At 71.4% G+C, this 23,548-nt stretch carries 27 protein-coding genes; 19 read left to right on the top strand and 8 right to left on the bottom strand.

Annotation, left to right across the window (positions count from 1 at the left end; translation table 11 throughout):
- The first annotated feature begins 170 nt into the window (after positions 1 to 170).
- The 8 genes from A6A25_RS31670 to A6A25_RS31635 all read left to right on the top strand — a co-directional run bounded on the left by A6A25_RS31670 (position 171) and on the right by A6A25_RS31635 (position 7,247).
- Positions 171 to 1,373 (top strand): acetyl-CoA C-acetyltransferase, encoded by a 1,203-nt coding sequence (locus tag A6A25_RS31670; RefSeq protein ID WP_073896468.1) that lies wholly within the window; start codon positions 171 to 173, stop codon positions 1,371 to 1,373.
- The gene (locus A6A25_RS31665; protein ID WP_073896467.1) at positions 1,374 to 2,135 is read left to right on the top strand and encodes an SDR family NAD(P)-dependent oxidoreductase; all 762 of its coding nucleotides are present in this window, start codon (positions 1,374 to 1,376) and stop codon (positions 2,133 to 2,135) included.
- A 98-nt stretch (positions 2,136 to 2,233) separates the two neighbouring features.
- Complete coding sequence (locus A6A25_RS31660; RefSeq protein ID WP_083668836.1) at positions 2,234 to 3,445, top strand: hypothetical protein; 1,212 nt, start codon at positions 2,234 to 2,236, stop codon at positions 3,443 to 3,445.
- Positions 3,442 to 4,908 carry a VWA domain-containing protein gene (locus A6A25_RS31655; protein ID WP_073896465.1) on the top strand — a complete coding sequence of 489 codons (1,467 nt, stop codon included), beginning with the start codon at positions 3,442 to 3,444 and terminating at the stop codon, positions 4,906 to 4,908. The genes A6A25_RS31660 and A6A25_RS31655 overlap by 4 nt, the downstream gene beginning before the upstream one ends.
- Complete coding sequence (locus A6A25_RS31650; RefSeq protein ID WP_073896464.1) at positions 4,895 to 5,641, top strand: hypothetical protein; 747 nt, start codon at positions 4,895 to 4,897, stop codon at positions 5,639 to 5,641. The genes A6A25_RS31655 and A6A25_RS31650 overlap by 14 nt, the downstream gene beginning before the upstream one ends.
- Positions 5,642 to 5,663: 22 nt before the next feature.
- On the top strand, positions 5,664 to 6,251 hold the full coding sequence (locus A6A25_RS31645) for a TetR/AcrR family transcriptional regulator (RefSeq protein ID WP_073896462.1): 588 nt from the start codon (positions 5,664 to 5,666) through the stop codon (positions 6,249 to 6,251).
- Complete coding sequence (locus A6A25_RS31640) at positions 6,248 to 6,811, top strand: DinB family protein (protein ID WP_073896460.1); 564 nt, start codon at positions 6,248 to 6,250, stop codon at positions 6,809 to 6,811. Before A6A25_RS31645 ends, A6A25_RS31640 begins: the two co-directional genes overlap by 4 nt.
- Before the next feature lie 64 nt (positions 6,812 to 6,875).
- Positions 6,876 to 7,247, top strand: coding sequence for a DUF4333 domain-containing protein (locus tag A6A25_RS31635; protein WP_073896458.1), 372 nt, complete (start codon positions 6,876 to 6,878; stop codon positions 7,245 to 7,247).
- Between the two features lie 66 nt (positions 7,248 to 7,313).
- Here the strand turns inward: A6A25_RS31635 and A6A25_RS31630 are convergent, their stop codons facing one another.
- The gene (locus tag A6A25_RS31630) at positions 7,314 to 7,772 is read right to left on the bottom strand and encodes a MaoC family dehydratase (RefSeq protein WP_073896457.1); all 459 of its coding nucleotides are present in this window, start codon (positions 7,770 to 7,772) and stop codon (positions 7,314 to 7,316) included.
- A 2-nt stretch (positions 7,773 to 7,774) separates the two neighbouring features.
- Positions 7,775 to 8,536, bottom strand: coding sequence for a 3-oxoacyl-ACP reductase FabG (gene fabG, locus A6A25_RS31625; RefSeq protein ID WP_073896490.1), 762 nt, complete (start codon positions 8,534 to 8,536; stop codon positions 7,775 to 7,777).
- A 147-nt stretch (positions 8,537 to 8,683) separates the two neighbouring features.
- Here fabG and A6A25_RS31620 point away from each other — a divergent pair, with 147 nt between their 5' ends.
- From A6A25_RS31620 to A6A25_RS31610, 3 genes are all read left to right on the top strand, one after another.
- Positions 8,684 to 9,478, top strand: a complete 795-nt coding sequence (locus tag A6A25_RS31620) for an SDR family oxidoreductase (RefSeq protein ID WP_073896455.1) — start codon at positions 8,684 to 8,686, stop codon at positions 9,476 to 9,478.
- 5 nt (positions 9,479 to 9,483) lie between these two features.
- Positions 9,484 to 10,437: a quinone oxidoreductase family protein gene (locus tag A6A25_RS31615; RefSeq protein ID WP_073896453.1), complete on the top strand. Its 954-nt coding sequence runs from the start codon at positions 9,484 to 9,486 to the stop codon at positions 10,435 to 10,437.
- A gap of 214 nt (positions 10,438 to 10,651) precedes the next feature.
- On the top strand, positions 10,652 to 11,095 hold the full coding sequence (locus tag A6A25_RS31610) for a hypothetical protein (protein WP_158073851.1): 444 nt from the start codon (positions 10,652 to 10,654) through the stop codon (positions 11,093 to 11,095).
- A 107-nt stretch (positions 11,096 to 11,202) separates the two neighbouring features.
- Here A6A25_RS31610 and A6A25_RS31605 read toward each other — a convergent pair whose 3' ends face one another.
- Positions 11,203 to 11,703, bottom strand: a complete 501-nt coding sequence (locus tag A6A25_RS31605; protein ID WP_241829015.1) for a DUF6319 family protein — start codon at positions 11,701 to 11,703, stop codon at positions 11,203 to 11,205.
- 49 nt (positions 11,704 to 11,752) lie between these two features.
- Between A6A25_RS31605 and A6A25_RS31600 the strand changes: the two genes are divergently transcribed.
- On the top strand, positions 11,753 to 12,103 hold the full coding sequence (locus A6A25_RS31600; RefSeq protein WP_073896449.1) for a DUF6401 family natural product biosynthesis protein: 351 nt from the start codon (positions 11,753 to 11,755) through the stop codon (positions 12,101 to 12,103).
- Between the two features lie 176 nt (positions 12,104 to 12,279).
- Here the strand turns inward: A6A25_RS31600 and A6A25_RS31595 are convergent, their stop codons facing one another.
- From A6A25_RS31595 to A6A25_RS31575, 5 genes are all read right to left on the bottom strand, one after another.
- Positions 12,280 to 13,191 (bottom strand): mechanosensitive ion channel family protein, encoded by a 912-nt coding sequence (locus A6A25_RS31595; RefSeq protein ID WP_083668834.1) that lies wholly within the window; start codon positions 13,189 to 13,191, stop codon positions 12,280 to 12,282.
- Positions 13,192 to 13,290: 99 nt separating this feature from the next.
- A complete protein-coding gene (locus A6A25_RS31590; RefSeq protein ID WP_073896448.1) occupies positions 13,291 to 13,512 on the bottom strand; it encodes a hypothetical protein in 222 nt (73 codons plus the stop codon).
- Between the two features lie 18 nt (positions 13,513 to 13,530).
- Positions 13,531 to 14,721 (bottom strand): S8 family serine peptidase, encoded by a 1,191-nt coding sequence (locus A6A25_RS31585; RefSeq protein WP_073896446.1) that lies wholly within the window; start codon positions 14,719 to 14,721, stop codon positions 13,531 to 13,533.
- Positions 14,722 to 14,861: 140 nt separating this feature from the next.
- On the bottom strand, positions 14,862 to 16,046 hold the full coding sequence (locus A6A25_RS31580) for a cation:proton antiporter (RefSeq protein ID WP_073896445.1): 1,185 nt from the start codon (positions 16,044 to 16,046) through the stop codon (positions 14,862 to 14,864).
- A 5-nt stretch (positions 16,047 to 16,051) separates the two neighbouring features.
- Entirely contained in the window at positions 16,052 to 16,534 is a 483-nt protein-coding gene (locus tag A6A25_RS31575; protein ID WP_073896443.1) for a cation:proton antiporter regulatory subunit, read from the bottom strand.
- Positions 16,535 to 16,553: 19 nt separating this feature from the next.
- Between A6A25_RS31575 and A6A25_RS31570 the strand changes: the two genes are divergently transcribed.
- The 7 genes from A6A25_RS31570 (at position 16,554) to A6A25_RS31540 (ending at position 23,448) form a co-directional block, all read left to right on the top strand.
- Positions 16,554 to 17,660, top strand: coding sequence for a DUF1015 family protein (locus A6A25_RS31570; RefSeq protein WP_073896442.1), 1,107 nt, complete (start codon positions 16,554 to 16,556; stop codon positions 17,658 to 17,660).
- A 78-nt stretch (positions 17,661 to 17,738) separates the two neighbouring features.
- Positions 17,739 to 18,368, top strand: a complete 630-nt coding sequence (locus A6A25_RS31565; RefSeq protein WP_073896440.1) for an FMN-binding negative transcriptional regulator — start codon at positions 17,739 to 17,741, stop codon at positions 18,366 to 18,368.
- Positions 18,369 to 18,869: 501 nt separating this feature from the next.
- Entirely contained in the window at positions 18,870 to 19,598 is a 729-nt protein-coding gene (cmk, locus tag A6A25_RS31560) for a (d)CMP kinase (RefSeq protein ID WP_073896439.1), read from the top strand.
- Positions 19,595 to 20,239: a lysophospholipid acyltransferase family protein gene (locus A6A25_RS31555; RefSeq protein ID WP_073896437.1), complete on the top strand. Its 645-nt coding sequence runs from the start codon at positions 19,595 to 19,597 to the stop codon at positions 20,237 to 20,239. Before cmk ends, A6A25_RS31555 begins: the two co-directional genes overlap by 4 nt.
- Positions 20,236 to 21,642 (top strand): ribosome biogenesis GTPase Der, encoded by a 1,407-nt coding sequence (gene der / locus A6A25_RS31550; protein ID WP_073896436.1) that lies wholly within the window; start codon positions 20,236 to 20,238, stop codon positions 21,640 to 21,642. The genes A6A25_RS31555 and der overlap by 4 nt, the downstream gene beginning before the upstream one ends.
- Positions 21,643 to 21,679: 37 nt before the next feature.
- A complete protein-coding gene (locus tag A6A25_RS31545) occupies positions 21,680 to 22,336 on the top strand; it encodes a response regulator (RefSeq protein WP_073896435.1) in 657 nt (218 codons plus the stop codon).
- Entirely contained in the window at positions 22,330 to 23,448 is a 1,119-nt protein-coding gene (locus A6A25_RS31540; RefSeq protein WP_241829014.1) for a sensor histidine kinase, read from the top strand. Before A6A25_RS31545 ends, A6A25_RS31540 begins: the two co-directional genes overlap by 7 nt.
- The last annotated feature ends 100 nt before the right edge of the window (positions 23,449 to 23,548 follow it).

Raw genomic sequence — 23,548 nt, 5'->3', positions numbered from 1 at the left:
CGGATCAACTCTTCACGATCCCGCGCCGACAACCTGACCGGCCGCTTCAACTGCGACACCATCACACCAGTCCTTGTCCGGCAGGGAACGGCCCTGCCGGACAACAGCCTCCCAGCCACTGGCATCACAACTAAGCAGCGACACGCTACTAGACCGCAGGAGACACCGCCATGCCCGAGGCTGTCATCGTCGCCACCTCGCGTTCCCCGATCGGTCGGGCGCGCAAGGGTTCCCTGGTCGACCTGCGCCCGGACGACCTGGCCGCGCAGGTCGTCGCCGCCGCGCTGGACCAGGTGCCGGAACTGGACCGCGGCGAGATCACCGACCTGCACCTGGGTTGTGCCGAGCCGCAGGACGAGCACGGCCAGAACGTGGCCCGCCGCATCGCCGTGCAGCTCGGCCTGGACACCCTGCCCGGTACCACGGTCAACCGGTTCTGCGCCTCGTCGGTGCAGACCGCGCGGATGGCGTTCCACGCCATCAAGGCCGGCGAGGGCCACGCGTTCGTCAGTGCCGGCGTGGAGTGCGTTTCCCGCTACCGGCACGGTGACCCGCACTTCAACCCGCTGTTCGACGCCGCGCGCGAACGCACCCAGCGCACCGCCGAGACCAACGAGCCGTGGCACGACCCGCGCGAGGACGGCCTGCTGCCGGACTACTACATCGCGATGGGCCAGACCGCCGAGAACGTCGCCACGGTGCTCGGCATCAGCCGCCGCGACCAGGACGAGTTCGGCGTCCGCTCGCACAACCTCGCCGAGAAGGCCATCGCGGACGGCTTCTTCGCCCGCGAGATCACCCCGGTCACCCTCCCGGACGGCACGGTCGTCTCCACCGACGACGGCCCGCGCAAGGGCGTCACCTACGACGCCGTGTCGGCGCTCAACCCGTCGTTCCGTCCACAAGGGACCGTCACGCCCGGCAACTGCTGCCCCCTCAACGACGGCGCGGCGGCCGTGGTCGTCATGAGCGACACCAGGGCGAAGGAACTGGGCCTGACCCCGTTGGCGCGCATCGTGTCCACCGGCGTGTCCGGCCTCTCGCCGGAGATCATGGGCCTCGGCCCGGTCGATGCCACCAAGCAGGCGCTGGCGCACGCGAACCTCACCATCGGCGACATCGACCTGGTCGAGATCAACGAGGCGTTCGCGGTGCAGGTGCTGGGCAGCCAGCGCGCGCTCGGCATCGACATGGACAAGCTGAACGTGCACGGCGGCGCGATCGCCCTCGGCCACCCGTTCGGCTCCACCGGCGCCCGCATCATGACCACCCTGATCAACGGGATGCGCGCCCGTGACGCGCAGTTCGGCCTGGAGACCATGTGCGTCGGCGGCGGTCAGGGCATGGCGATCATCCTGGAGAGGTTGAGCTGAATGGGAATCCTGGACAAGTTCCGGCTGGACGGGCAGGTCGCGATCGTCACCGGCGCGTCGTCCGGCTTGGGCGTGGCGTTCGCCAAGGGCCTCGCCGAGGCCGGTGCGGACGTGGTGCTCGCCGCACGGCGGGTGGAACGGCTCAAGGACACCGCGCGGCTGGTGGAGAGCACCGGTCGGCGCGCGCTGATCGTGCAGGCGGACGTGGCGCAGCCGGACGACTGCCGTGAGGTGGCCCGTGCGGCGGCGGAGTTCGGCCCGGTTCACGTGCTGGTGAACAACGCCGGTGTGGCGTCGGCCGTGCCCGCGTCCCGGGAGACGCCCGAGCAGTTCCTCGGCGTCATGGACGTCAACCTCAACGGCACGTACTGGATGGCGCAGGCGGCGGCGGCCGTGATGACCGGCGGCGGGTCGATCATCAACATCTCCAGCGTGCTCGGCCTGGTCTCCGGCGGGCTGCCGCAGGCCGCGTACTCGGCGTCGAAGGCGGGCGTGATCGGCCTGACCCGCGACCTGGCGCAGCAGTGGACCGGCCGCAAGGGCATCCGGGTCAACGCGATCGCCCCCGGCTACTTCGCCTCCGAGATGACCGACCAGTACCCCGAGGGCTACCTCGAAGCGCACATCGCGAAGCTGCCGATGGGCCGGGTGGGCGACCCCGAGGAGCTGGCGGCGGCGGTCGTGTTCCTGGCGTCGGCGGCGGGCGGCTACACCACCGGCCAGACGTTCGTGGTGGACGGCGGCGTGACGATCGGCGGCTGATCGTCCGCGGGTGGAATTCCCGATTTGTGACCCACCGCGGCGGCGCGGCGATCTAGCCTGGTGAGGAGGGGAGATCGCCGTCCGCACGGGGGAGTTCCGTGGTCGCGAACCGTTCCACCGCAGAGCCGACCTTCGCCATTCGCAGGCCGAAGACCCGAGCGATCTACCTGCGCAAGCGCTATCTGCTGCCGTTTGGCGTATCGGTGGCGGTCGCGCTCGCCGGTGTGATCGCGATGCTCACGTCCGGCACGATCGCGCTGCCGTTCCGGGGCATCACGGTGGTGCGCGCCATGATGGCGTCCAAGATCGTGTACTTCCAGGATCCCGAGGTCCGCCGGATCCTGATGTCCCGCGGCATCGACGTGCAGGTCACCGACTCGGGCGGCTCGCGGCAGCTCATCAGAGACCGGCAGGACCGGGTTCACGAGTTCGACTTCGTGATGCCGTCCGGTCAGGCCTCGGCCGAGTTGATCCACGAGCGGTTCGGCGGTCGCGCCTACTACCCGTTCGCGAGCCCCCTCGTGCTGGGCGCGTTCAGGGAGTACGCGGAAGCCCTGGTGCGTGCCGGCGCGGCGGTGAAGCAGGACGACGAGAAGAATCTCGGCCTCTACTACACCCTCAAGCTGGACATCTTCGTCAACGAGCTGTCCCTCCCCGGGAACGGTGAGCCGACGAAGACCTGGGCGCAGGTGGACTCGCGCGTCGACAACCGCAACCAGGTCGTCGCGCAGACCCCGAACCCGTGCGACTCCTACTCCGGCTCGGCCTGGCTCGGGCTGGTCGCGTTCGCGGCCAACAACTCCGTCCCGCCCAACGAGCGCAGCGCGCCGGAGGTGGCGGAGAGGATCAAGCCGGTGTTCGAGATCGAGGGCCTGCACGGCTCCGGCATCGGCACTTCGTTCTTCCACCCCGACGGCCGCACCAGCGCCCCGGTCGGCGTCATGTACGAGCACCAGTACATCGCGCACCAGTTCACCGCGGTGGCGCGGACCGGTGCGCCCGACACCGACCGGGTGCTGCTCTACCCCGACGCGCACCACCGCACCGAGCCGCGGCTCATCGCGTTCAGCCCGGCCGGGGAGCTGGTCGGCGACCTGGTGCGCGACGACCCCGGTCTGCGCCGACGTGCCCTGGAACTGGGGTTCCGGCTGGACAACAAGGACCCGACCGCCCTGCCCCACCTGTTGAAGGAACGCGGTCTGCCGGAGCCCGCTTTGAGCAGCACGGAAGGTCTGCTGCCCAGGCCGGACAACCTGGAGGCCATGATCAGGGAGGTCGGCGACTGCCCAGAAATCCGGGTGCCGATATGAGGTTGCCCGTCCTGCTCCTGGTGGCCGCGGCGGTCCTCGGCGGCTGCACCACCGGCACGCCCGAACCGGCCGCGCTGACCGTGCTGGCCAGTTCCGAACTGGCGGACCTGGAGCCGTTGCTGGCCGACCTGCGCCGGGACACCGGGGTGGAGCTGAAGCTCGACCGCAGGGGCACCATCCGGGCCGCCGAGGAGCTGGCGGCGGGCGGCGCGGACCACGACCTGGCGTGGCTGTCCACGAACCGGTACCTGGCGCTGAAGGGCGTGGACCTGCCGCTGTCCACCCCCACGATGCTCTCGCCGCTCGTGCTGGGCGTGAAGGCGGGCAAGGCGGAGGCGTTGCGCGGCGCCTCGTGGGCCGACGTCGCGAGCCGTGCGGCGGCGGGGGAGCTGCGGTTCGGCCTGGCCGACCCGCGGGTGTCCGGCAGCGGGATGGCGGCGTTGATCGGCGTGGCGACGGCCGCGGCGGGCACCGGTGCGGCGCTGCGGCCCGAGGACGTCACCTGCGACAAGCTCCAGGGCTTCCTCACCGGCCAGGCGTTCGGCGCGTCCGGCGCGGCCGAGGTCGGCGACGAGTACGTGCGGCGGCAGGACGACGTGGACGCCGTGGTCGCGTACGAGTCGACCGTGTTGTCGCTGAACGCGTCCGGGCGGCTCCGCGAGCCGTTGGAGGTCGTGTACCCGAAGGACGGCATCGTGCTGTCCGACTACCCGTTGATGCTGCTCAAGCCGGACAAGCGGGCCGCGTACGACCGGGCCGTCGAGTGGCTGCGCTCGCCGTCCGCGCAACGGGCCATCATGGAACGGACCTCGCGCCGGCCCGTGGACCCCCAGGTCCAGCGGACCGAGGAGTTGCGCGAGCCCCTCGGCACCGCGCTGTACTTCCCCGGCACGCAGGAGGTCTTGAACAGCCTGCTGGCCGCCTACGACCGGGCCGGTGAGCCGGGCCGGGTGGTGTTCGTGCTCGACCACTCGACGTCCATGGCGGGCCCGCGGATCGCCGGCCTGCGGGAGGCGTTCGCGACGCTGGGCCGTGCGGGCGGGTTCGACCGGTTCCGGGTGGGGGAGACGGTCGTCCTCGTGCGGTTCGCGGGAACCGTGATGGAGGAACGCACCGTCGTGGTGCGACAGGCAGCGGACCTCGAAGTGCTGGCCGGCGCGTTGGCGTCGGCCGAGTTGGCCGACGACGGCACCGCGATCTGGTCGGCGCTCGACCACGCCTACCGGACCGTCGGCGACGGCACGGTGGTGTTGATGACCGACGGCGAGAACAACGCGGGGATGAGCGCGGACGAGTTCCTGGCCAACTGGCCGGACCCGCCCGCGCGCACGTACGCGATCCGGTTCGGCGAGGCCGACCCGGTGGAACTGGACCGGGTGGCGCGCGCGACCGGCGGGCGGGTGGTGGACGCCACCACCGGGTCGCTGCTGGAGGCGGTGAAGGAGATCCGTGGCTGTCGGTAGGGAACTGTGGTGGTCGGTGTGGTGGCCGTGGCTGCTCGTGTGGATCGTGACCGTCCTGGCGCTCGTCGCGGCGGTCGCGGTGGCGGTGCTCGCCTGGCGCGCCGCGCGCAAGTCCGTTCTGTCACCGACACCGGGCCCGCCCGTCTACGTCGACGGTGAGATGGTGTCGAGCATCATCGCGTTGATCGGCATCCCGCGGTTCCCGGCCAACGTCACCTCCCGGGCGACGCTCACCCAGGACGGCAAGATCGCCATTCCGGGGCTCGGCGACGGCGCCCTGACCTCCACCCGGGAGGAGACCAGGGTCTCCGAGGAGGTCTTCCAGCCGGTCGACCTGGTCGGCGACCTGGTCAAGGGCCTGGAGAACAGGGATGACGTCCTGTACGTGGACCTGAACGAGCGCACCGTGCTGCGGAACACGGCTCTCGAGCGGCTGCTGGCCTCGTGGGGGACGGCGACCGGCCCGCTCAGGCTCCGGCGGGTCACCCGGTACGTGTGGCTGGAGGGCGTGTGCCGGATGACGTCCCAGAGCAACGGCACGACGGTGTTCCTCGCCCCGGTCGGCGACCCGGACGAGGACGGTCCACAAGTGCGGCTGGAGTGCGGCGACCGCTGGCTGCTGGGCGACTCGGTGCCCGGAGGGACCTTCAACGTCCATTGCCTGGGCAAGGTGCAGTCGTGGCAGGAGGACACCCGGGAGCTCGTCATCCTGCCGATCGCGATGTTCCAGTGATCGGGCGTGCGATGCTTGGCCCATGGCATCGGTACCGGAACGGCTGATCGACGCCGCGACGCGGTTGTTCGCCGCCAAGGGCTTCGACCGGGTCGCGGTGCAGGACATCGTGGACCTCGCGGGCGTCACCAAGGGCGCCATGTACCACTACTTCGGGTCCAAGGACGACCTGCTGCACGAGATCTACGGCAGCCTGCTGCGGATGCAGACCGAGCGCCTGGACCACTTCGCGTCCGGGTCCGCGCCGGTGGCCGAGCGGCTGCACGCGGCGGCGGTGGACGTGGTGGTCACGTCGGTGGACAACTTCGACCAGGCCAAGGTGTACTTCCGGTCGGCCGACCACCTGGCCGAGGACAAGCGGCGGGAGATGCGCGCGGAACGGCGGCGCTACCACGAGCGCTTCCGGTCGCTGATCGAGGAGGGGCAGGCCTCGGGCGTGTTCCGGACCGACGTGCCCGCGGACCTGACCGTGCACTACTTCTTCGGCACGGTGCACCACCTGGGCCAGTGGTACAGCGCGGACGGGCCGTTGTCGGCCAAGCAGGTCGGGCGCCACTTCGCGGACCTGCTGCTGGCGTCCCTGCGTCCTGTTCCGGAGGATTCCCCGTGAAGTCCGACCTGCACCGCTACCTGCGGACGGCGCGCGAGGCGCTGCTGTGGAAGCTGGAGGGCTTGTCGCCCTACGACGTGCGCCGCCCGTTGACGCCGACCGGCACGAACCTGCTGGGCCTGGTCAAGCACCTGGCCGCGATGGAGATCGCCTACTTCGCCGACACGTTCGGCCGCCCGTTCCCCGAGCGGTTCGAGTGGATGGGCGAGGACGCCGAGCCCAACGCGGACATGTGGGCGACGGCCGAGGAGTCCTGTGAGGACATCGCCGACCTCTACCGCCGTGCGTGCGCCCACGCGGACGACACGATCGAGGCGCTGGACCTGGACGCGTCGGGCACCGTGCTGTGGTGGTCGGAGGAGCGCAGGTCGGTCACCCTGCACCTGATCCTGATCCACATGATCGCGGAGACCAACCGGCACGCGGGTCACGCCGACATCGTCCGCGAGCTGGTCGACGGCGCCGCCGGCCTGCGCCCCGACAACGACAACCTGCCCTCGGTGGACTGGCAGAACTACCGCGCGAAGCTGGAACGCGTCGCCCGCGAGGCACAGGGCTGATCGTTCGCGCCACAATCCGGCGAAAGCGCACGTGGCGGCCGTCAGCGTCGGCTAGAGAGTCCCCATGCAGATGCTCTTGCGCGCAGTGACGGCCGCGTCGGCCGTGGTGACCGCGGTCTGTGCCGTGGTCGTGGCGGTCGTCGTGGTCTCGGGCAACGCGACTGTGCGGGTGGACAACCTGCGGACGTTCGACCGCATGGAGCTGTCCTCCGCGGTGTACGACCTCGCGCGGGACCGCTACCCCGGCTGGGGGGTCAGCGGCTGGAGCGGTGGCCCGAACAACGCGCCCTGCCCGGGATACGTCGCCATCCGGGAAGGTACGACGTTCACCTGCACGTTCGAGGACGAAGGCAAGCAGTGGACGGTGCCTGGTCACGTCAAGGACAGCTACGGCGGTGGGCTGGAGGTCGGCGAGCCCACGCTCGTCACGTCCTGACCCTCCGCGAAGACGACGGGCACGGCACTCGTCGGGGGAGTGCCGTGCCCGTCGGGTCTGTCGGGGTCAGGCGGCCGGGACCAGCAGCACGACGGTCTCCGCCACGCACGCGGGCTTCGGGTTGCCCTCGATCTCGACGGTCACCCTCACCACGGCCTGCTTGCCCTGCGCCACGTCCGTGACCTCGGCCAGCTCGGCGCCGGCCCGGACCCGCGAGCCGACGGTCACCGGGCTCGGGAAGCGCACCTTGTTCAGCCCGTAGTTCACGCCCATCGCCAGCCCCTGCACCGTGTAGATGTCCCGGACCAGCAGCGGGATCAGCGACAACGTCAGGTAGCCGTGCGCGACCGGCGCGCCGAACGGCCCGGCGGCGGCCTTCTCCAGGTCCACGTGGATCCACTGGTGGTCGCCGGTGGCGTCGGCGAACAGGTTGATCTCGGCCTGCGTGATCTCGTGCCACTCGCCGTGGCCGAGGTGCTCGCCCTTCGCGGCGGCCAGCTCGTCGAGGTTCGCGAATACCCGCATCGTCAGTCCTTCGGTCCGCCGGCGACGTAGACGACCTGACCGGACACGAACCCGGCACCCTCGCTGACCAGGAACGACGCCGTGTGCGCGATGTCCTCGGGCGTGCCGACGCGCTGCACCGGGATCGCTGCCGCCGCGCCCTTCTTGAACTCCTCGAAGTCGACGCCGACGCGGGCCGCCGTCGCGGCGGTCATCTCGGTCGCGATGAACCCCGGCGCGATCGCGTTCACCGTCACGCCGAACTTGCCCAGCTCGATCGCCAGCGTCTTGGTGAACCCCTGCAGGCCCGCCTTGGCCGCCGAGTAGTTCGCCTGACCGCGGTTGCCCAGCGCGGACGTGCTGGACAGGTTGACGATCCGGCCCCACTTGGCCGCCGTCTGGAACTTCTGCACCGCGCGGCTCATCAGGAACGACCCGCGCAGGTGGACGTTGATCACCGCGTCCCAGTCGTCGTCGGTCATCTTGAACAGCAGGTTGTCCCGCAGGATGCCCGCGTTGTTGACCAGGACGGTCGGTGCGCCGAGTTCGTCGGCGACCCGCTGGACGGCCGCGTCGACCGCCGCGCTGTCGCTGACGTCGACACCCACCGCGATCGCGGTCCCGCCGGAGGCCTTGATCTTCTCCATGGCCTCCGCGCAGCTGTCCTCGCTGAGGTCGAGCAGCGCGACGGCCATGCCGTCCTGCGCGAGCCGCGTGGCAACGGCGGCGCCGATGCCACGTGCGGCACCGGTGACGATGGCCACCCGTGCGTCCGTCTCGGCCACGGTCAATCCTCCTTGATCTGCGGGCCTAAGCAACCGCTTAGTAACGTACCTGGCGACGTCGCCTTGACGCCAGGGCGAGTCAGGAGAACCATACCGACTGGTCGGAATGTCCGCCGGCACGCCGGCGCGGAAAGTTCAGGAGGCGCGGTGGAGTTCTCGGGCAAGGTCGCACTGGTCACCGGGGCCGCGAACGGCATCGGCGCGGGGGTGGCGCGCCGACTGGCCGCCGCGGGCGCGTCCGTCGTCGTCGCCGACGTGGACGACGTGCGCGGCAAAGCCGTGGCCGACGAGGTGGGTGGCGTGTTCGCGCACTGCGACGTGCGGGATCCGCGGCACAGCGAGGCGGCGGTCGCGACGGCGGTGGAGCGGTTCGGCGGCCTCGACATCGCCGTGCTGAACGCGGGCATCGCCACCGGGTTCGGGCTGGGTGACGACTTCGACGTGGAGCGGTACCGCACGGTCATGGGCATCAACCTCGACGGTGTCGTGTACGGCGTGCACGCGGCGCTGCCCGAGCTGCGCAAGCGCGGCGGCGGGCACATCGTCGCCACCGCGAGCATGGCAGGCCTGATGGCGATGCCCATGGACCCCCTCTACGGCGCGAACAAGGCCGCCGTCGTCGGCCTGGTCCGCGGCCTCGGCCCGGTGGCCGCCGCGGACGGCATCACCGTCAACGCCGTCTGCCCGTCGTTCGCCGACACCTCGATCATCACCGACATCAAGTCGGCTCTGGAGTCGGCGGGGATGCCGGTGATGAGCGTGGACGACGTGGTCGACGCGTTCGTCTCCGTGTTGCGCGACGGCAAACCGGGGGAATGCTGGTTCGTGCAGTCCGGCCGCCCCAGCGCGCCGTTCACCTTCCCCAACCCGCCCGGCCCGCGCACCGCCACCGGCGAACGCGTCAAGCTCGACCACGACCCGCTGATCACCGAGGAGAACTGACACCCGTGCGCGCCATCCAGATCACCGAGTTCGGCGGACCCGAGGTCCTCACCGAGGTCGAGCTGCCCGATCCCGTCGCGAAGCCGGGCGAACTGCTCGTCGAGGTCAGCCGTGCGGGCCTCAACTACGCCGACACCCACCAGGCCGAGAACTCCTACCTGTCGAAGATGGAGCTGCCCCTGGTGCCCGGCGGCGAGGTCGTCGGCACGGCCGGTGACCGGCGCGTGGTCGGCCTGACCAACTTCGGCGGGTACGCGGAGAAGGCCGTGGTGCCCGAGGCGACCGCGTTCGACGTGCCGGACGGCGTGGACGACCTGACCGCGTTGAGCCTGGTCGTGCAGGGTACGACGGCTTGGCTGCTGCTTCGTCGCAGTGCCCATCTGGAGCCCGGCGAGAGCGTCGTCGTCCACGCCGCCGCCGGCGGGGTCGGTTCGCTGGCCGTGCAGCTGGCGAAGAAGTGGGGCGCCGGCCGCGTCATCGCCACCGCGAGCAGCGAGGACAAGCGCAAGCTCGCGCTCGACCTGGGTGCCGACGTCGCCGTCGACTCGACCGCCGAGAACATGACCGAGGTGCTGCGCGAGGCCAACGGCGGACGTCGCGTCGACATCGTCCTGGACATGACGGGTGGCGCGGTGACCGACCAGAGCATCGCCGCCCTCGCCCCGTTCGGCCGGCTGGCGTTCTACGGAATGGCGAGCCGCGAACAACCGACACCGGTCGCGCCGGGCAAGCTCCTGGTCGGGTCGAAGGCGATCGCGGGCATGTGGCTGCCCCACGCGTTCAAGCTGCCGGGCCGCGTCGTGCACCGGGCGATGGGCGAGCTGTTCGACCTGGTCCTGTCGGGCGACCTGCGCGCCGTCCCGGGCGGCGAGTACGGCCTGTCCGAGGTCCGCCGGGCACATGAAGACCTGCGCTCCCGCCGAACCACCGGAAAACTCATCCTGGACCCGTCACGCTGAATCGCCGGAGCCCTCACCGTTTCCCCGGGGAGGGCTCCGGCGCGTGCGTCGATCAGCTGAGGGTGAACGCCCCGGCCAACCGGCGTAGTTCCGGGATCCTGGTGCCGACGCGTACGAACGAGCATTAGGGGTCGGCGTGTATCGAGCGGACATCAACCACCCGAGACTGCGGAAGATCGAAAGCCCCGAACACTTGCGGCACGTTCAGGAGGCCGTGGAGAGCGGCGATCCGGACATCTTCGCTCAGGGACCGACGTCCAGTTCCATCGACGCGGCCGTGGCTCCCGTGCTGGGGCCGAGTGCGGTCGGGCATTTCCGGCGATGGGCCGTCAGCGGGAAGACGTCGACGCTGCGGGCCAACGCGGTCAGCATCCTGGGTTCCCTGCCGGGCAGGGAGAACGCCGACGTCGTGGTCAGCGTGCTGGAGACCGACGATGTCGTGCGGCGGCTGTGCCTGGCGTCGGAAGTGTCCCGGCTGACTCAGTGCGCCTGGGAGGTCGCCCTGGCGGTCGCGGACGACCCCGCCGGCGCGCCGGAACCCCGGCGGCTCGCGACCAAGTTGGCCAAGGAAGCCGTCGACCCGAAGGACACCGAGGCGCGGTGGTGCGCGGGTTACCTTCTCCAGCGCATGGCGGTCGTTCTCGGCCCGGAAAGCTGACGCGCCTACCCGCTCGGGATCGTGGCTGGTGACACGGCCCGTCACCGGGACGCGTCGCGGAACGGGCGCCGCCGTGATCGTGCACGACGGCCCCCCGCTCCGGTGGTTCAGTCGCTCAGCTCGGCCAGCGCGGCCTTGACCTTCGCGAGCTCGGCCTCCAGCTCCTCCATCCGCGTGCGGTGCTGGGCGCGGGCCGCTTCGATGACCTCGTCGATGCCGCCCGCGATGTCGTCGTGCAGCTCCTTGGCCGCCCGCGACACCGCCGCGGCCGAGATCGGGAGACCCTGCACGACACGCTTGGTGCCGTGCACCAGGTCCGCCTGCCACTCGCCGTCGGCGGTCCCGGTGACGGTCAGCGTCAGCTCGACCGTGCGGGTCTTCTTGGCCGTCGACTTGGGCCGCTTCGCGGGCTTGGCCTCGGCCTCCACGGGCTTGGCCTCGGCTGCTGCGGCCTGCTCTGCCTGTGCCACGGGTGCGACCTCCTGCTGCACGGGTGCGGCGGGCGCCTCGGCGTCCACCGTCTCTTCCTGCTCCACGAGCGTGTCCGCCTGCACGTTCTCGTCGTCCTCTCTGCGCATCCGGCTCGACCCGGCGTGATCATAGAACACGTGTTCGATGGTGGGTCGATTGCCCCGCACAGCGTAGGGTGTCGGCCTTGTGAGCGGTTGGAGGGACTTCTCCGCTCGCCGGTTCTTGGACCGGTTGAGCGACGAACTCGGTATTGCGGCGGTGCTGGCGCCTGGCGTCCTGGCGCCCGGGGTGCTGGCGGCGATCGACCAGCACGGTGCGGCGGTGCGCGACATCCTCGCGTTCGGCGTGCCTGCGGCGGCGGTGGCGGCGGGCGCGGTGTTGCTGGCCGGGTACGCCAAGGGCGTGCTGGACGAGGCCAAGGCGCAAGGCTGGGAACTGCCCGCGATCGTGGACTGGGCGAGCGCGGACTGGCTGACGCTGAGACTCGTCGCCGTCTGCCACCTGGCCCGACGTGACGAACCGGCTCTCGAGGGTTAGCGGGCATTCAAGGGCAAGTCCTCGCCTGACCACCTCCGGCGACGACGCTCTTACCCCCGAGGCCCCGCGCCGGCGAGTTATCCACATGCTGGCGCCGGCGGCTCGTTCTCGTCAGTGCCCGCCGGCAGAATAAAAGCAGGGGTCCCCTGGCGGGGACCCCTGCGCAGCGATCGTGGTCAGCGCTGCTCACCCGGCGGGTACTGGCCCGGGTGCGGCTGGACCGGACGGGTCGGCGGGGCAGGCTGGCCCACCGGCGGGGTCGGCATGCTGGACGCGTGGGCCGGCGTCTCGGTGATCCTGGTCGTCTGCTCGGCAGGCGAAACGCCCTGCGTCGCCGTCGCGGTCCGCTGCACGTCCTCACGGCCGCGCTGGTAGGCCTCGGCCTGCGCCTTGGCCTGCGGCGCCTCGTTCTCCGCCTTCGTCAACCAACCCTCCCAGCGCTGCTGCATGGGCTTGATCAGGCCACCGCCCACGCCCACGACGGCGATACCGCCGACGGTCGCCAGGATGGTGATCAGGATCGGGGTGGTGACGGTGGTGGCGACGCCGATCTGGTTCAGCGCCGCGATCACGCCGAGCGCGATGATGAACCAAGCGGCGATCTTGCCGAGCGTCGGACCGTAGGACAGGCCGCCGAGCGCACGCGAGGTGATGTCCTGCACGGCACGCGCGATGGCGGCGGCGACCACGATGATGATGATCGCGACGATCGCCCGCGGCAGCCAGGCCACGATGTCGGTCAGCAGCGCGCTCACCGGGTTCGGCCCGAACACGCCGAACGCGATCTGCAACGCGATCAGCAGCACCGCGTAGTACACGATCTGCGCGACGAGACCCGAGGCGTCGAATTTCGACCGCGCCAGCGCGTCACCGATCCCACCGCGCTGCACGGCGCGGTCGAAGTGGACGCGTTCCAGCACTTTGTTCACCGCCGTGCGCAGCAACCGGGCGACGATCCACCCGATCAGCAGCACGACGAGGAACCCGACGAGCTTCGGCACGAAGGTCACCACGGAGCGCAGGGCGTCACCGGTGGCGTCACCGATGCCTTGAGCCTGCACCGTCTGCGCGGCGAGCAGGGCTTTCATCGTCTTCGACCTCCTCGGACGACCGGTTCGTCTCAAGCAACCGGTTACCCGAGGTGGCCAAGTCAAACCTCGGTCCGTCGAACGGGTGACGCCAACAGGTCAGACCTCGGGCGGCAACCGCACCGTGCGGTCCACTTCGACGTGCGAGACGCCGGGCACGGCACCGAGCAGGTCGCCCACTCCCGGGGCGACCGACCCGGTGACCACGCCCAACCCCTCCAGCACGTCCTCCACCACCATCCCGGCGTCACACAGCGCCGCCACGACGGTGGGCAGGTCGGCCAGGCTGCCGTCGGCGACCGAGACCACGACCTTGTCCACGGGCGCCTCCGTCAGGCCTCAGGGAGCTTGCACCAATCCTGCACCCACATCGGTGGAAGGCAAGCCCAGCCGACGAGCGGTCTGCGCCAGCCTCGCCCACAGCTCCCACCCGCGCGCGTTGTGCTCCTCCGCGAGGAGCGCCGCGACGCCCGCCACGTGCGGCGTCGCCATGCTGGTGCCCTGGATGCGCTTGTGCATGCCCAGGCCACCGTCCTCGGAGTTCCAGCTGGAGTAGACGTCCACGCCGGGACCGACGATGTCGACCTGGCCGACGGTGTCCACCGTCCCGCAGGAGAAGAACGCGATGGCGCGCTTCACGTCCACCGCGCCCACCGAGAGGATCGACGGGCAGTTCGCCGGGTGGCCGACCGGCGCGACCTTGCCCGGCCGGTTGCTCTCGTTGCCCGCCGCCGCGATGATCAACGTGCCCTTCGCCATCGCGCGCGTGGCGGCCTGCTCGAAGATCTGCGAGTGCGGCGTGCCCGGCCGCACGGCCGCGCCCAGCGACATCGAGACGACCGCGCAGCCGTTGGCGATGGCCCACTCGATACCGGCCAGGATGCCGCTGTCGGTGCCGCTGCCCTGGTTCGACAGCACCTTGCCCGCGTAGATCTCCGCCTCGAACGCGACCCCGTAGCCCGGCCCGCCGCTGGCGGCCTGGCGCGGACCCGCCGCGGAACCGATGCAGTGCGTGCCGTGGCCGTGCGCGTCGTCCACCGTCTCACCCTTGATGAACGACTGCGTGATCACGGCGCGGCCCGCGAAGTCCGGGTGCGCGACCGTGAAACCGGTGTCGAGCACGGCGACGCGCACGCCCTTGCCGGTGGCCGAGCTGATGTTCGCGCCCACGGCCTGCAGGCCCCAGGTGAACACGGACTCGTCCACCGCGGCGGCCTCGTCGGTGTCCGGTGGCGCGGTGTAGGCGTGCACGACGCGTTCGGCCTCGACCACGGAGATCGGGCCCGGCGCCTCGGCGGCCCGGGTGAGCTGCTGGACCTGGTCCGGCGTCGCGTTGACGACGGCCACGCCGAGGTCTTGGAAGATGACGCCGTCGGCCGCGGCGAGCTCCGCTCTGGTCGCGGAGTCCGCGGTGCTCGCGGCGCTGATCCCGGCGACCCGGTTCATCTCCCGCGCACCGGCCGCGACCGACTTGTCGTCGAGGAGCACGAGGTAGCGACCAGTGGTCTCGACGTCCGTTGGCTGTGACATTGACGACCCCCTTCGGGGTGGGACGGCAGTCAGGTGTAACGCGAACGCACGCGCGTGCTCAATCGACCGGAAGTGTTGGCCGTCGGCGCGAACGTGGTCGTATGCCGTAGTGGAGCCGTCGGGACCGGAAGAGATACAGGTCAGGCGGTTGCCGGAGCGCTACCACGCTTTCGGGTGAACTTCTTGGCCAACGGCTCCACCACGCGTGCCGCGACCGGTCCCAGGACCGCCATCAACAGCACGTAGGCCGTCGCCAGCGCCGCCAGCTCACCGTCCACCGCGCCGGACGCCACCGTCAGCGACGCGATCACGATCGAGAACTCGCCGCGCGCCACCAGCGCCGCGCCCGCCCGGGCCCGGCCCATCCGCCCGATGCCCTGCCGCCGCGCGGCCCACCACCCGGTGGCCACCTTCGTCGCCGTCGTCACCGCGGCCAGCGCCACCGCCAGCCCCAGCACCGGCGGGATCGACGCCGGATCGGTGTTCAGGCCGAACACCACGAAGAACATCGCCGCGAACAGGTCGCGCAACGGCTCCAGCATCCGGGTCGCGTTCTCCGCCGTCGACCCGGAGATCGCGATGCCCAGCAGGAACGCGCCCACCGCCGCCGACACCTGCAGCTGCGACGCCACGCCCGCGACCAGCAGCGCCGCGCCCAGCACCTTGAGCAGGAACACCTCCGGGTCGGGGCTGTCCACCACCGCCGACACGTACCGGCCGAACTTCAGCGCGATGACCAGGACCACGGTGATGGCGGCCAGCGAGATGCCCACCGCGCTCAACCCGCCGAGGAAGCTCACGCCCGCCAGCACGGCGGTCAGGATCGGCAGGTAGACCGCCATCGCCAGGTCCTCGAACACCAGCACCGACAGCACCACCGGTGTCTCCCGGTTGCCCAGCCGGCCCAGGTCACCGAGCACCTTGGCGATGATCCCGGACGACGAGATGTAGGTGACGCCGCCCATCGCCAGCGCGCCCACCGGGCCCCAGCCCAGGATCAACGCCGCGAGCACGCCCGGCGTCGCGTTCAGCACGATGTCCATCAGACCCGCGGTCCACGACCGCTTGAGCCCGGTCATCAGCTCGGCGGCCGAGTACTCCAGGCCGAGCAGGAGCAGCAGGAGGATGACGCCGATCTCGCTGGACAGGTGCGTGAAGTCCTCGATGCCGTGCAGCGGCACCAGGCCGCCCTGCCCGAAGGCCAGGCCGCCGATCAGGTAGAGCGGGATGGGGGAGATGCCGACCCGCCACGCCATCTTGCCGAGCAGGCCCAGCCCGAAGAAAACCGCGCCGAGTTGGATCAGTGCGACTGCGGTGCTGTGCAAGGTGCTCAGCCACCGCCCAGCAACTCGGCCGCGGCGCTCAGGCCGTCCGCCGTGCCGACCACGACGACGAGGTCGCCGCCCGCGAAGACGAAGTCCGGGCGCGGCGACGGGTGCACCGAACCCGCGCGCACGACGGCCACGATGGACGCGCCGGTGCGGGTGCGCAGCTCCGTCTCGGCCAGCGGGCTGCCGTCGAACCGGGAGCCGGGCGGGATCGGGAACTGCTTGGTGGAGATGCCCGCGACCTCGCGCTGCTGCTCCTGCAGGTGCGCGACCAGCTGCGGCGAGCCGAGCAGCCCGGCCAGCGTGCTCGCCTCGGCGGCCGTGAGGGCTATCGACGCCGTGCAATCGTCGGGGTCGTCCAGGGACGAGACGATCAGCTCGAACTTGCCGTCACGGTGGGTGATCACCCCGATCCGTCGGCCCGCGCGGATCATGAAGTCCTGACGGGTGCCGATCCCCGGAAGCGGCGTCACCTCGACGTTCACACCATGTGATCCTAGACGAGTGAGTACACGTGTTCGGGCGATCAGCCGGGGATGGGTGGTCCGCGACCGGGTGCCCGGACCGGACGTGGACGAGTTCGCCGAGCCGGAGCGGATCGTCGCCGCCCTGGCCCGCGCCCGTCCCGGCACGTTGCTCGCCGTGCAGCACCCGCACCGCACACCCGCCGCGCTGGCCGCCGGGTCGTCGCTGCTCGACGCCCTGCCGCACGCCGTCGCCGAACTCGCCCACCTGCGCCGCAACGCCTACCGCGAGGTGCGGGACGTCGTCGCGCCGTACCGGGTGGACGGCCCGGACGGCACCGCGTACGGGCTGCTGTGCCTGGTCGACCCGGCGGCGGTCGGGCACACCGAGGAGGTGTACCCCGACGTGGTCGCCGAACGGGCGCGTGTGCTGTCCGGCCTGGGCTGCGTGACCAGTGCGGCGATGCTGGTGCCGGTGGCCCGCGAGGTGCGGTTGACCCGGCTGGTGGCGGAGGTCGACGACGAGCCCGCGGTGTCCGTGGTCGATCCGGGTGGGCGGCGGCACTGGCTGTGGCTCGTGGGTCCGGGCTCTCGCCAGGACGCTCTGCTCTCCGCCGCCGGCGAACACCCCCTGATGGTGGCCGACGGCAACCACCGGGTAGCGGCATCGGCCGGGCTGTCCGGCCTGTTGGCGCTGGTCACGGCCGGCCCTGACCTGCGGATCGGGCCGATCAACCGCGCCGTGGCCGGCTCCGGGCTGTCGTTGGCGGACATGGTGACCGCGTGGCGTGCGCTCGGGCTGGTCGTGACACCGGTGGGCGCCGCGACCCGGCCGTCACCCGGTGTGGTGGTCGCGGTGGCGGGGTCGACCGCAGTGCGGGTCGAGCTGCCGTCGGCCGGCGTGGACCACGCGTTCGTCGAGGCCGTGCTGTTGGACAAGGCGCTCGGACTGGACCCGGAGAGCCCGCACGTGCGGCCGGTGACCGGTGACCTGCCCGCCGAGGGGGTCGACGCCGTGCTGCTGATCGCGCCCGTGCCGCTGGCGGACGTGCTGGCCGTGCACGAGGCGGGTGGTCGGATGCCGCGCAAGAGCACCTACTTCACGCCGAAGCCGCGCAGCGGGCTGCTGCTCGCGGACCTGGGCTGACGACGGGTGCAAGTGGCACTCTCAGTTTGACTGTGAGTGGCCATTCTCTGATGCCACTTCGAGGATCACGCTGGTGGCGTGTACGTGCCCGCTCATTTCGCGCCCGACGACGACTCCGTCCGTGACCTGCTCCGGCGGCACGGCGCGGCCGACCTGATCACCGCAACCGATCAGGGGTTGGTCGCCACGTTCCTGCCGTTCGTCCACGACGACGAGGCCAGGGTGCTGCGAGGGCACCTGGCCCGCAACAACGAGCAGTGGCGGCTTCCCGTGGTGGGGGAGGGGATGGTCATCGTGCGCGGGCCGGACGCCTACGTCTCGCCGTCCTGGTACGCGGGCAAGGCCGAGCACGGGCGGGTCGTGCCGACGTGGAACTACATCACCGCGCACGTCTACGGGCAGGTCACCTTCCACGACGATCCCGACTGGGTCGGGCGGGTGGTGCGGGAGTTGACCGCGAAGCACGAAGCCGGTCGGGAGCGGCCCTGGGCGGTGGACGACGCGCCGGGGAAGTTCATCGACGGCCAGTTGCGCGCCGTGGTGGGGGTCGAGGTGGCCATCACCAGGGTCGAGGCCAAGTGGAAGCTCAGCCAGAACCGGCCCGCCGCCGACGTCGACGGCGTGGTCGCCGGGTTGCGCGCCGAGGGCGACAACGCCTCCGCCGACGCAGTCGACCGGGCTCGCCGTCAACCGGACGCCGCCGAGTAGTCCACAGCCTCCCGACCCGTTCGCGAGTAGTCCACAGCCGACCTCGCGAGCGCCCACACCGTCAGACCGTCGTGGCAGGATAAAAGCAGGGGTCCCCTTGGCGAGGACCCCTGCGCAGCGTGGCGCATCGATGACACGCGGGGTCAGAGGCACGGCCACGGCCGCCTGGTACAGCGCGCGGACCCGCCCAGGACATCGGCCTGTCCGGCGTCACGGTCAACCCCGTCCGGTGTCATGGTCGACGTGGTGCTGCCGAGCCTGATCGCGGTACCGAGCCTGACGGCTGCGCCAAGCCGTGGCCCGCACGCCGCAGCGTCGCCTGATCACGCCGGAAGACGCGGGCGCGGCCGTGATCTTTCCCGCCCGACCGGCGGCGCCGCCGTGACCGGGCGGGAGTTGCTCGTCGACGGGGGCGAAGACTGGCCCTGATGCGGGTGTGACGGGCCGCACCAGGCACAATTGGAGGTTGACGACCGTCGTCGCGTTGAGGAGGAAAACCCCGTGGGACACGGTGAGCTGCGTGGCGTGGTGGCCCTCGACGGCCCCTCCGGCACCGGCAAGTCCTCCGCAGCCCGCCGCCTCGCGGCCACTCTGGGCGCGCGCTACCTCGACACCGGGGCGATGTACCGCGCGGTCACGCTCGCTGTGCTGCGCGCGGGCGTCGACCTCGCCGACGCGGCCAAGGTCGCCGAGGTCGCGGGCAGCGCACTGGTCGTCCAGGGCACCGACCCGGACCGCTCGACCACCTTCCTCGACGGCGACGACGTCGGGACGGAGATCCGCGGCCCGGAGGTGACGCTGGCCGTGTCACCGGTGTCGGCCGTGCCCGCGGTCCGCGAACTGCTGGTCGCCGAGCAGCGCCGGATCATCGCGGAGGCGTTGGACGAGGCGGGTGGCATCGTGGTGGAAGGCCGGGACATCGGCACCGCCGTCGTGCCCGACGCGCCGCTCAAGGTCTACCTGACCGCCGACGCCGAAGCCCGCGCCCAGCGCCGCGCCAAGCAGGACAGCGCGTCCGGCCGCAAGGCCACGCTGGACGCCACGCTCGCCGACGTGCAGCGGCGCGACGCCTACGACTCGTCACGGGCGGTGTCGCCGTTGCGGGCCGCCGAGGACGCGGTCGTGCTCGACACGACCACGCTCGACCTGCCGGGCACGCTGGCCGCGTTGCTCGAACTCGTGGACGCCCACGGGCTGCTGGCCCAGCCGAGCGGACGGGTGCGCGGGTGACCGACCAGCTCCCCGAGGGGTCGGCGCCCTGGCTGCACGACGTCGGCCGGTGGATCTCGCGCGGACCGCTCCGGGCGGGGTTCCGCGTCCGGGCGCGCGGCGTCTCGCGCATCCCGCTCGAAGGCCCCGTGGTCGTCGTGGCCAACCACAGCTCGATGGCGGACGGGCCGATCCTGTTCGGCGTCCTGCCCCGGCGTGTGGTCTTCTTGATCAAGCAGGAGATGTTCAAGGGCGTGGTGGGCACGCTGCTGCGCAAGATCGGCCAACTGGCCGTGCGGCGCGGCGCGCCCGACCGGGCGCCACTGCTCGCCGCGCAGCGGGTGCTGCGGGCCGGTGGCGTGGTCGGGGTGTTCCCCGAGGGCACCCGCGGCACGGGTGACGTGGCCGAGGCGCAGGCGGGCGCGGCGTGGCTCGCCCGCTCGACCGGCGCGGTCGTCGTGCCCGTCGCGTGCCGGGGCACCTTGCGCCCGGCCGGAACCCGACGGCGGTTCCGGCCCGTGGTGGACGTGCTCGTGGGTGAGCCGTTCGAGCTGCCGAACGACAGGGGTCGTCAGGCGCTCGTGAAGGCCACCGAGCAGGTCCGCGACCGCTTGGCCACGCTGGTGGCCGAGCTCGACAGCCAGCGAGGAGAAGTGAAGTGACGGACTTGGACGGCACCTGGGCGGACGAGTCCGACTGGACCGCGTTCGACGAGACGGTGGAGGGCGAGGAGGCGGGCACGCCGCCGATGCCCGTGCTGGCCGTCGTCGGCCGGCCGAACGTCGGCAAGTCGACGCTGGTCAACCGCATCATCGGCCGCCGCGAAGCGGTCGTGCAGGACGTGCCGGGCGTGACCCGCGACCGGGTCGCCTACGACGCGCTGTGGAACGGCCGCAAGTTCACCGTGGTCGACACCGGCGGCTGGGAGCCCGACGCCACCGGCATGATGGCGTCGGTCGCCGCGCAGGCCGAACTGGCCATGGCCACCGCCGACGCGATCCTGTTCGTGGTCGACGCCGCGGTCGGCGCGACCACCACCGACGAGGCCGCGGTCAAGCTGCTGCGCCGGTCCAAGCGGCCCGTGCTGCTGGTCGCGAACAAGGTCGACGACGAGCGGCTGATGTCCGAGGTCGCGTCCCTGTGGTCATTGGGCCTGGGCGAGCCGATCCCGGTGTCCGGCCTGCACGGGCGCGGTTCCGGCGACATGCTCGACGCGATCCTCAAGGCCCTGCCCGAGACACCCCGCGAGACCTACGAGGCGGTGCGCGGCGGGCCGCGCCGGGTTGCCCTGGTCGGCCGGCCGAACGTCGGCAAGTCGTCCCTGCTCAACCGCCTGACCGGGGAGAACCGGTCGGTCGTGCACGACGTCGCGGGCACCACCGTCGACCCGGTCGACTCACTGGTCGAGCTGGACGACGAGCTGTGGCGGTTCGTCGACACCGCCGGCCTGCGCAAGCGGGTCAACTTCGCGTCCGGCGCGGAGTACTACGCGTCGCTGCGCACCAAGGCCGCGATCGAGTCCGCCGAGGTCGCGATCGTGCTGCTGGACGCGTCCGAGCCGATCAGCGAGCAGGACCTGCGGGTGCTGACCATGGTCGTGGACTCCGGGCGGGCGTGCGTGCTGGCGTTCAACAAGTGGGACCTCGTGGACGAGGACCGGCGCCACGCGATGGTGCGCGAGCTGGAGCGCGGGCTGGTCCGGGTGCCGTGGGCCGAGAAGGTGAACATCTCGGCGTTGACGGGACGTGCGGTGCGCAAGCTCGCGCCCGCGCTGCGGACGGCGCTGAAGTCGTGGGACACCCGCGTGTCGACCGGTCAGCTGAACTCGTGGCTGACCGACCTGATCGCCGCCACCCCGCCGCCGGTGCGCAGCGGCAAGCAGCCGAAGGTGCTGTTCGCCACCCAGGCCAGTACCCGACCGCCGACGTTCGTGCTGTTCACGACCGGTTTCCTGGAGGCGGGCTACCGGCGGTTCATCGAACGCAAGCTGCGTGAGGAGTTCGGCTTCCAGGGCAGCCCGGTGCGCATCTCGGTGCGGGTGCGGGAGAAGCGCCCGAAGAAGTGACCCCGGTTCGTCGTGACCGGTTGCTCCGGCAGGCGGAATGCGGTTGCCTGGCGTCGTGCCGGTGCGATTGGTCCTCGCCGACGACGAAGCGCTGCTCCGTCGAGGGCTGAAGGTGCTGCTCGAAGCGGACGGCCGGGTCGAGGTCGTGGCGGAAGCCGCGGACGGCGCCGGCCTGCTGGAGGTCGTCCGCCGGTTCCGGCCGGACGTGGCGCTGGTCGACGTGCAGATGCCCGGCATGGACGGGCTGTCCGCGCTGCGGGCGGTGCTGGCCTGGCCCGACCCGCCCGCACTGGCCGTGCTGACGACGTTCGACCTGGACGACTACGTGGCCACGGCGTTGGAGCTCGGCGCCCAGGGCTTCCTGCTCAAGGACGCCGAGCCCGACGCCCTGGTGCGCGCCGTGCTCGACCTGGCCGCCGGGGGAGCCGTCCTCGACCCGCGCATCACCGCCCGGCTGCTGCCGAAGATGCGTGCCGCCCGGTTGCGGCGCAGCCCGCAGCTCGACGGCCTGAGCGCGCGGGAACGCCAAGTGCTCGAACTGCTGGCCGGCGGTCAGCCGAACAGCGCCATCGCCGCGTCCCTCGGCCTCAGCGAGGCGACGGTGAAGAGCTACGTGTCCACGGTGCTCACCAAGCTCGGCGTGGAGAACCGCGTCCAAGCGGCCCTCGTCGCGCACCAGGTGGGCACGTGGTGATCTTCCTGGAGCTCCTGGCCGTCGTGGTGCCCGCCGCGATGGTCCTGCTGGCCGACCACGTCCCGTACTCGTGGTCGATCCCGACGGCACTGGCGGCGTGCGCGCTGCTGCCGGTGCGCCGCTGGCGGCCCTCGATCGCCGCGCTGGTGTGCCTGCCGGGCCTGATCGGCGGCCTGGGCTGGCCACCGACCGTCGTCGCGCTGTACCGGGTGGGCCGCAAGTGCACCGTGCCGGTGATGATCACGTGGGTCGCGCTGGCGACCGCGCTGCCGTCCACGCTGGTGGTCGTCAGCCAGGGCCTGGCGCCGGGTGCCGCGCTGCTGACGTTCGCGTTCAGCCTGTTCATGGCCGGTGCCCCCGCCGCGCTCGGCGCTTTGATCACGACGAGACGCGAACTGACCGCGAGCCTCGCCGAAGCGTCCCGGGCGAGGACGGCCGAGGTGGAGGCGCGTGAGGACGGCGCGCGTGCCGCGGAACGTGCCCGAATCGCCCGCGAGATCCACGACGCGGTGGGCCATCACGCCACCCTCATCGCCGTGGAGTCGGCCGCGCTGGCCGCCACCACCGAGGACGCCAGGACCCGCGACACCGCGCTGCGCCTGCGCGCGTTGGCCAAGGAAGCCCTAGCGGAGATGCGCGCGGCCCTCGGCCTGCTCAACACCGAGCCGACCCCGGGTTTCGAAGGCCTCCCGTCCCTGGTCGACCGAGCGAGATCAGCCGGCCTGACCGTCCACTACGAAGACCAAAGCGGAACCCCACCACCACCACCCGCCACCGGCCGAGCCGCGTACCGCGTAGTCCAGGAAGCCCTGACCAACGTCACCAAACACGCCCGCGACTCCACCGTCCACGTGCGACTGTCGAAACAGGACGGAAGGCTGCGCGTGACGATCACCAACAGCCGACCCACCACCACCCCACCGCCCGACCAAGGCGGCCACGGCCTCCACGGCCTGAGGGAACGCGTGGCCCAAGCCGGCGGCACCCTGACCGCCACCGCAAACCCCGACGGCGGCTTCACCGTCGACGCGACCCTACCGGCGGGTCCGTCGAAAGTTGACACAGATGACTCGACTTTCGGCGGTAGTGCACGAAACCCGGCGAACGCATAGTTACCCCCGAGGCCTGACCCGGGGGGATCCGGTCACGACCGAGGGGACCAGGGGCCCGCCACCTGCGGGCCCCTGCCATATTCGCAGGTAGACGCCGTGA

It is taken from the genome of Saccharothrix sp. CB00851, assembly GCF_001905065.1.
Lineage (GTDB): Bacteria > Actinomycetota > Actinomycetes > Mycobacteriales > Pseudonocardiaceae > Actinosynnema.
This window is presented reverse-complemented; position numbering and strand designations above follow the sequence as displayed.

Excerpts from the sequence above, each read along its gene's own strand:
- A6A25_RS31545 (WP_073896435.1), top strand. The coding sequence starts at position 21,680 with ATGCGGTTGCCTGGCGTCGTGCCGGTGCGATTGGTCCTCGCCGACGAC.
- A6A25_RS31655 (WP_073896465.1), top strand. The coding sequence starts at position 3,442 with ATGAGGTTGCCCGTCCTGCTCCTGGTGGCCGCGGCGGTCCTCGGCGGC.
- A6A25_RS31665 (WP_073896467.1), top strand. The coding sequence starts at position 1,374 with ATGGGAATCCTGGACAAGTTCCGGCTGGACGGGCAGGTCGCGATCGTC.
- A6A25_RS31585 (WP_073896446.1), bottom strand. The coding sequence starts at position 14,721 with ATGTCACAGCCAACGGACGTCGAGACCACTGGTCGCTACCTCGTGCTC.
- A6A25_RS31645 (WP_073896462.1), top strand. The coding sequence starts at position 5,664 with ATGGCATCGGTACCGGAACGGCTGATCGACGCCGCGACGCGGTTGTTC.
- A6A25_RS31595 (WP_083668834.1), bottom strand. The coding sequence starts at position 13,191 with ATGAAAGCCCTGCTCGCCGCGCAGACGGTGCAGGCTCAAGGCATCGGT.
- A6A25_RS31670 (WP_073896468.1), top strand. The coding sequence starts at position 171 with ATGCCCGAGGCTGTCATCGTCGCCACCTCGCGTTCCCCGATCGGTCGG.
- A6A25_RS31635 (WP_073896458.1), top strand. The coding sequence starts at position 6,876 with ATGCAGATGCTCTTGCGCGCAGTGACGGCCGCGTCGGCCGTGGTGACC.
- A6A25_RS31630 (WP_073896457.1), bottom strand. The coding sequence starts at position 7,772 with ATGCGGGTATTCGCGAACCTCGACGAGCTGGCCGCCGCGAAGGGCGAG.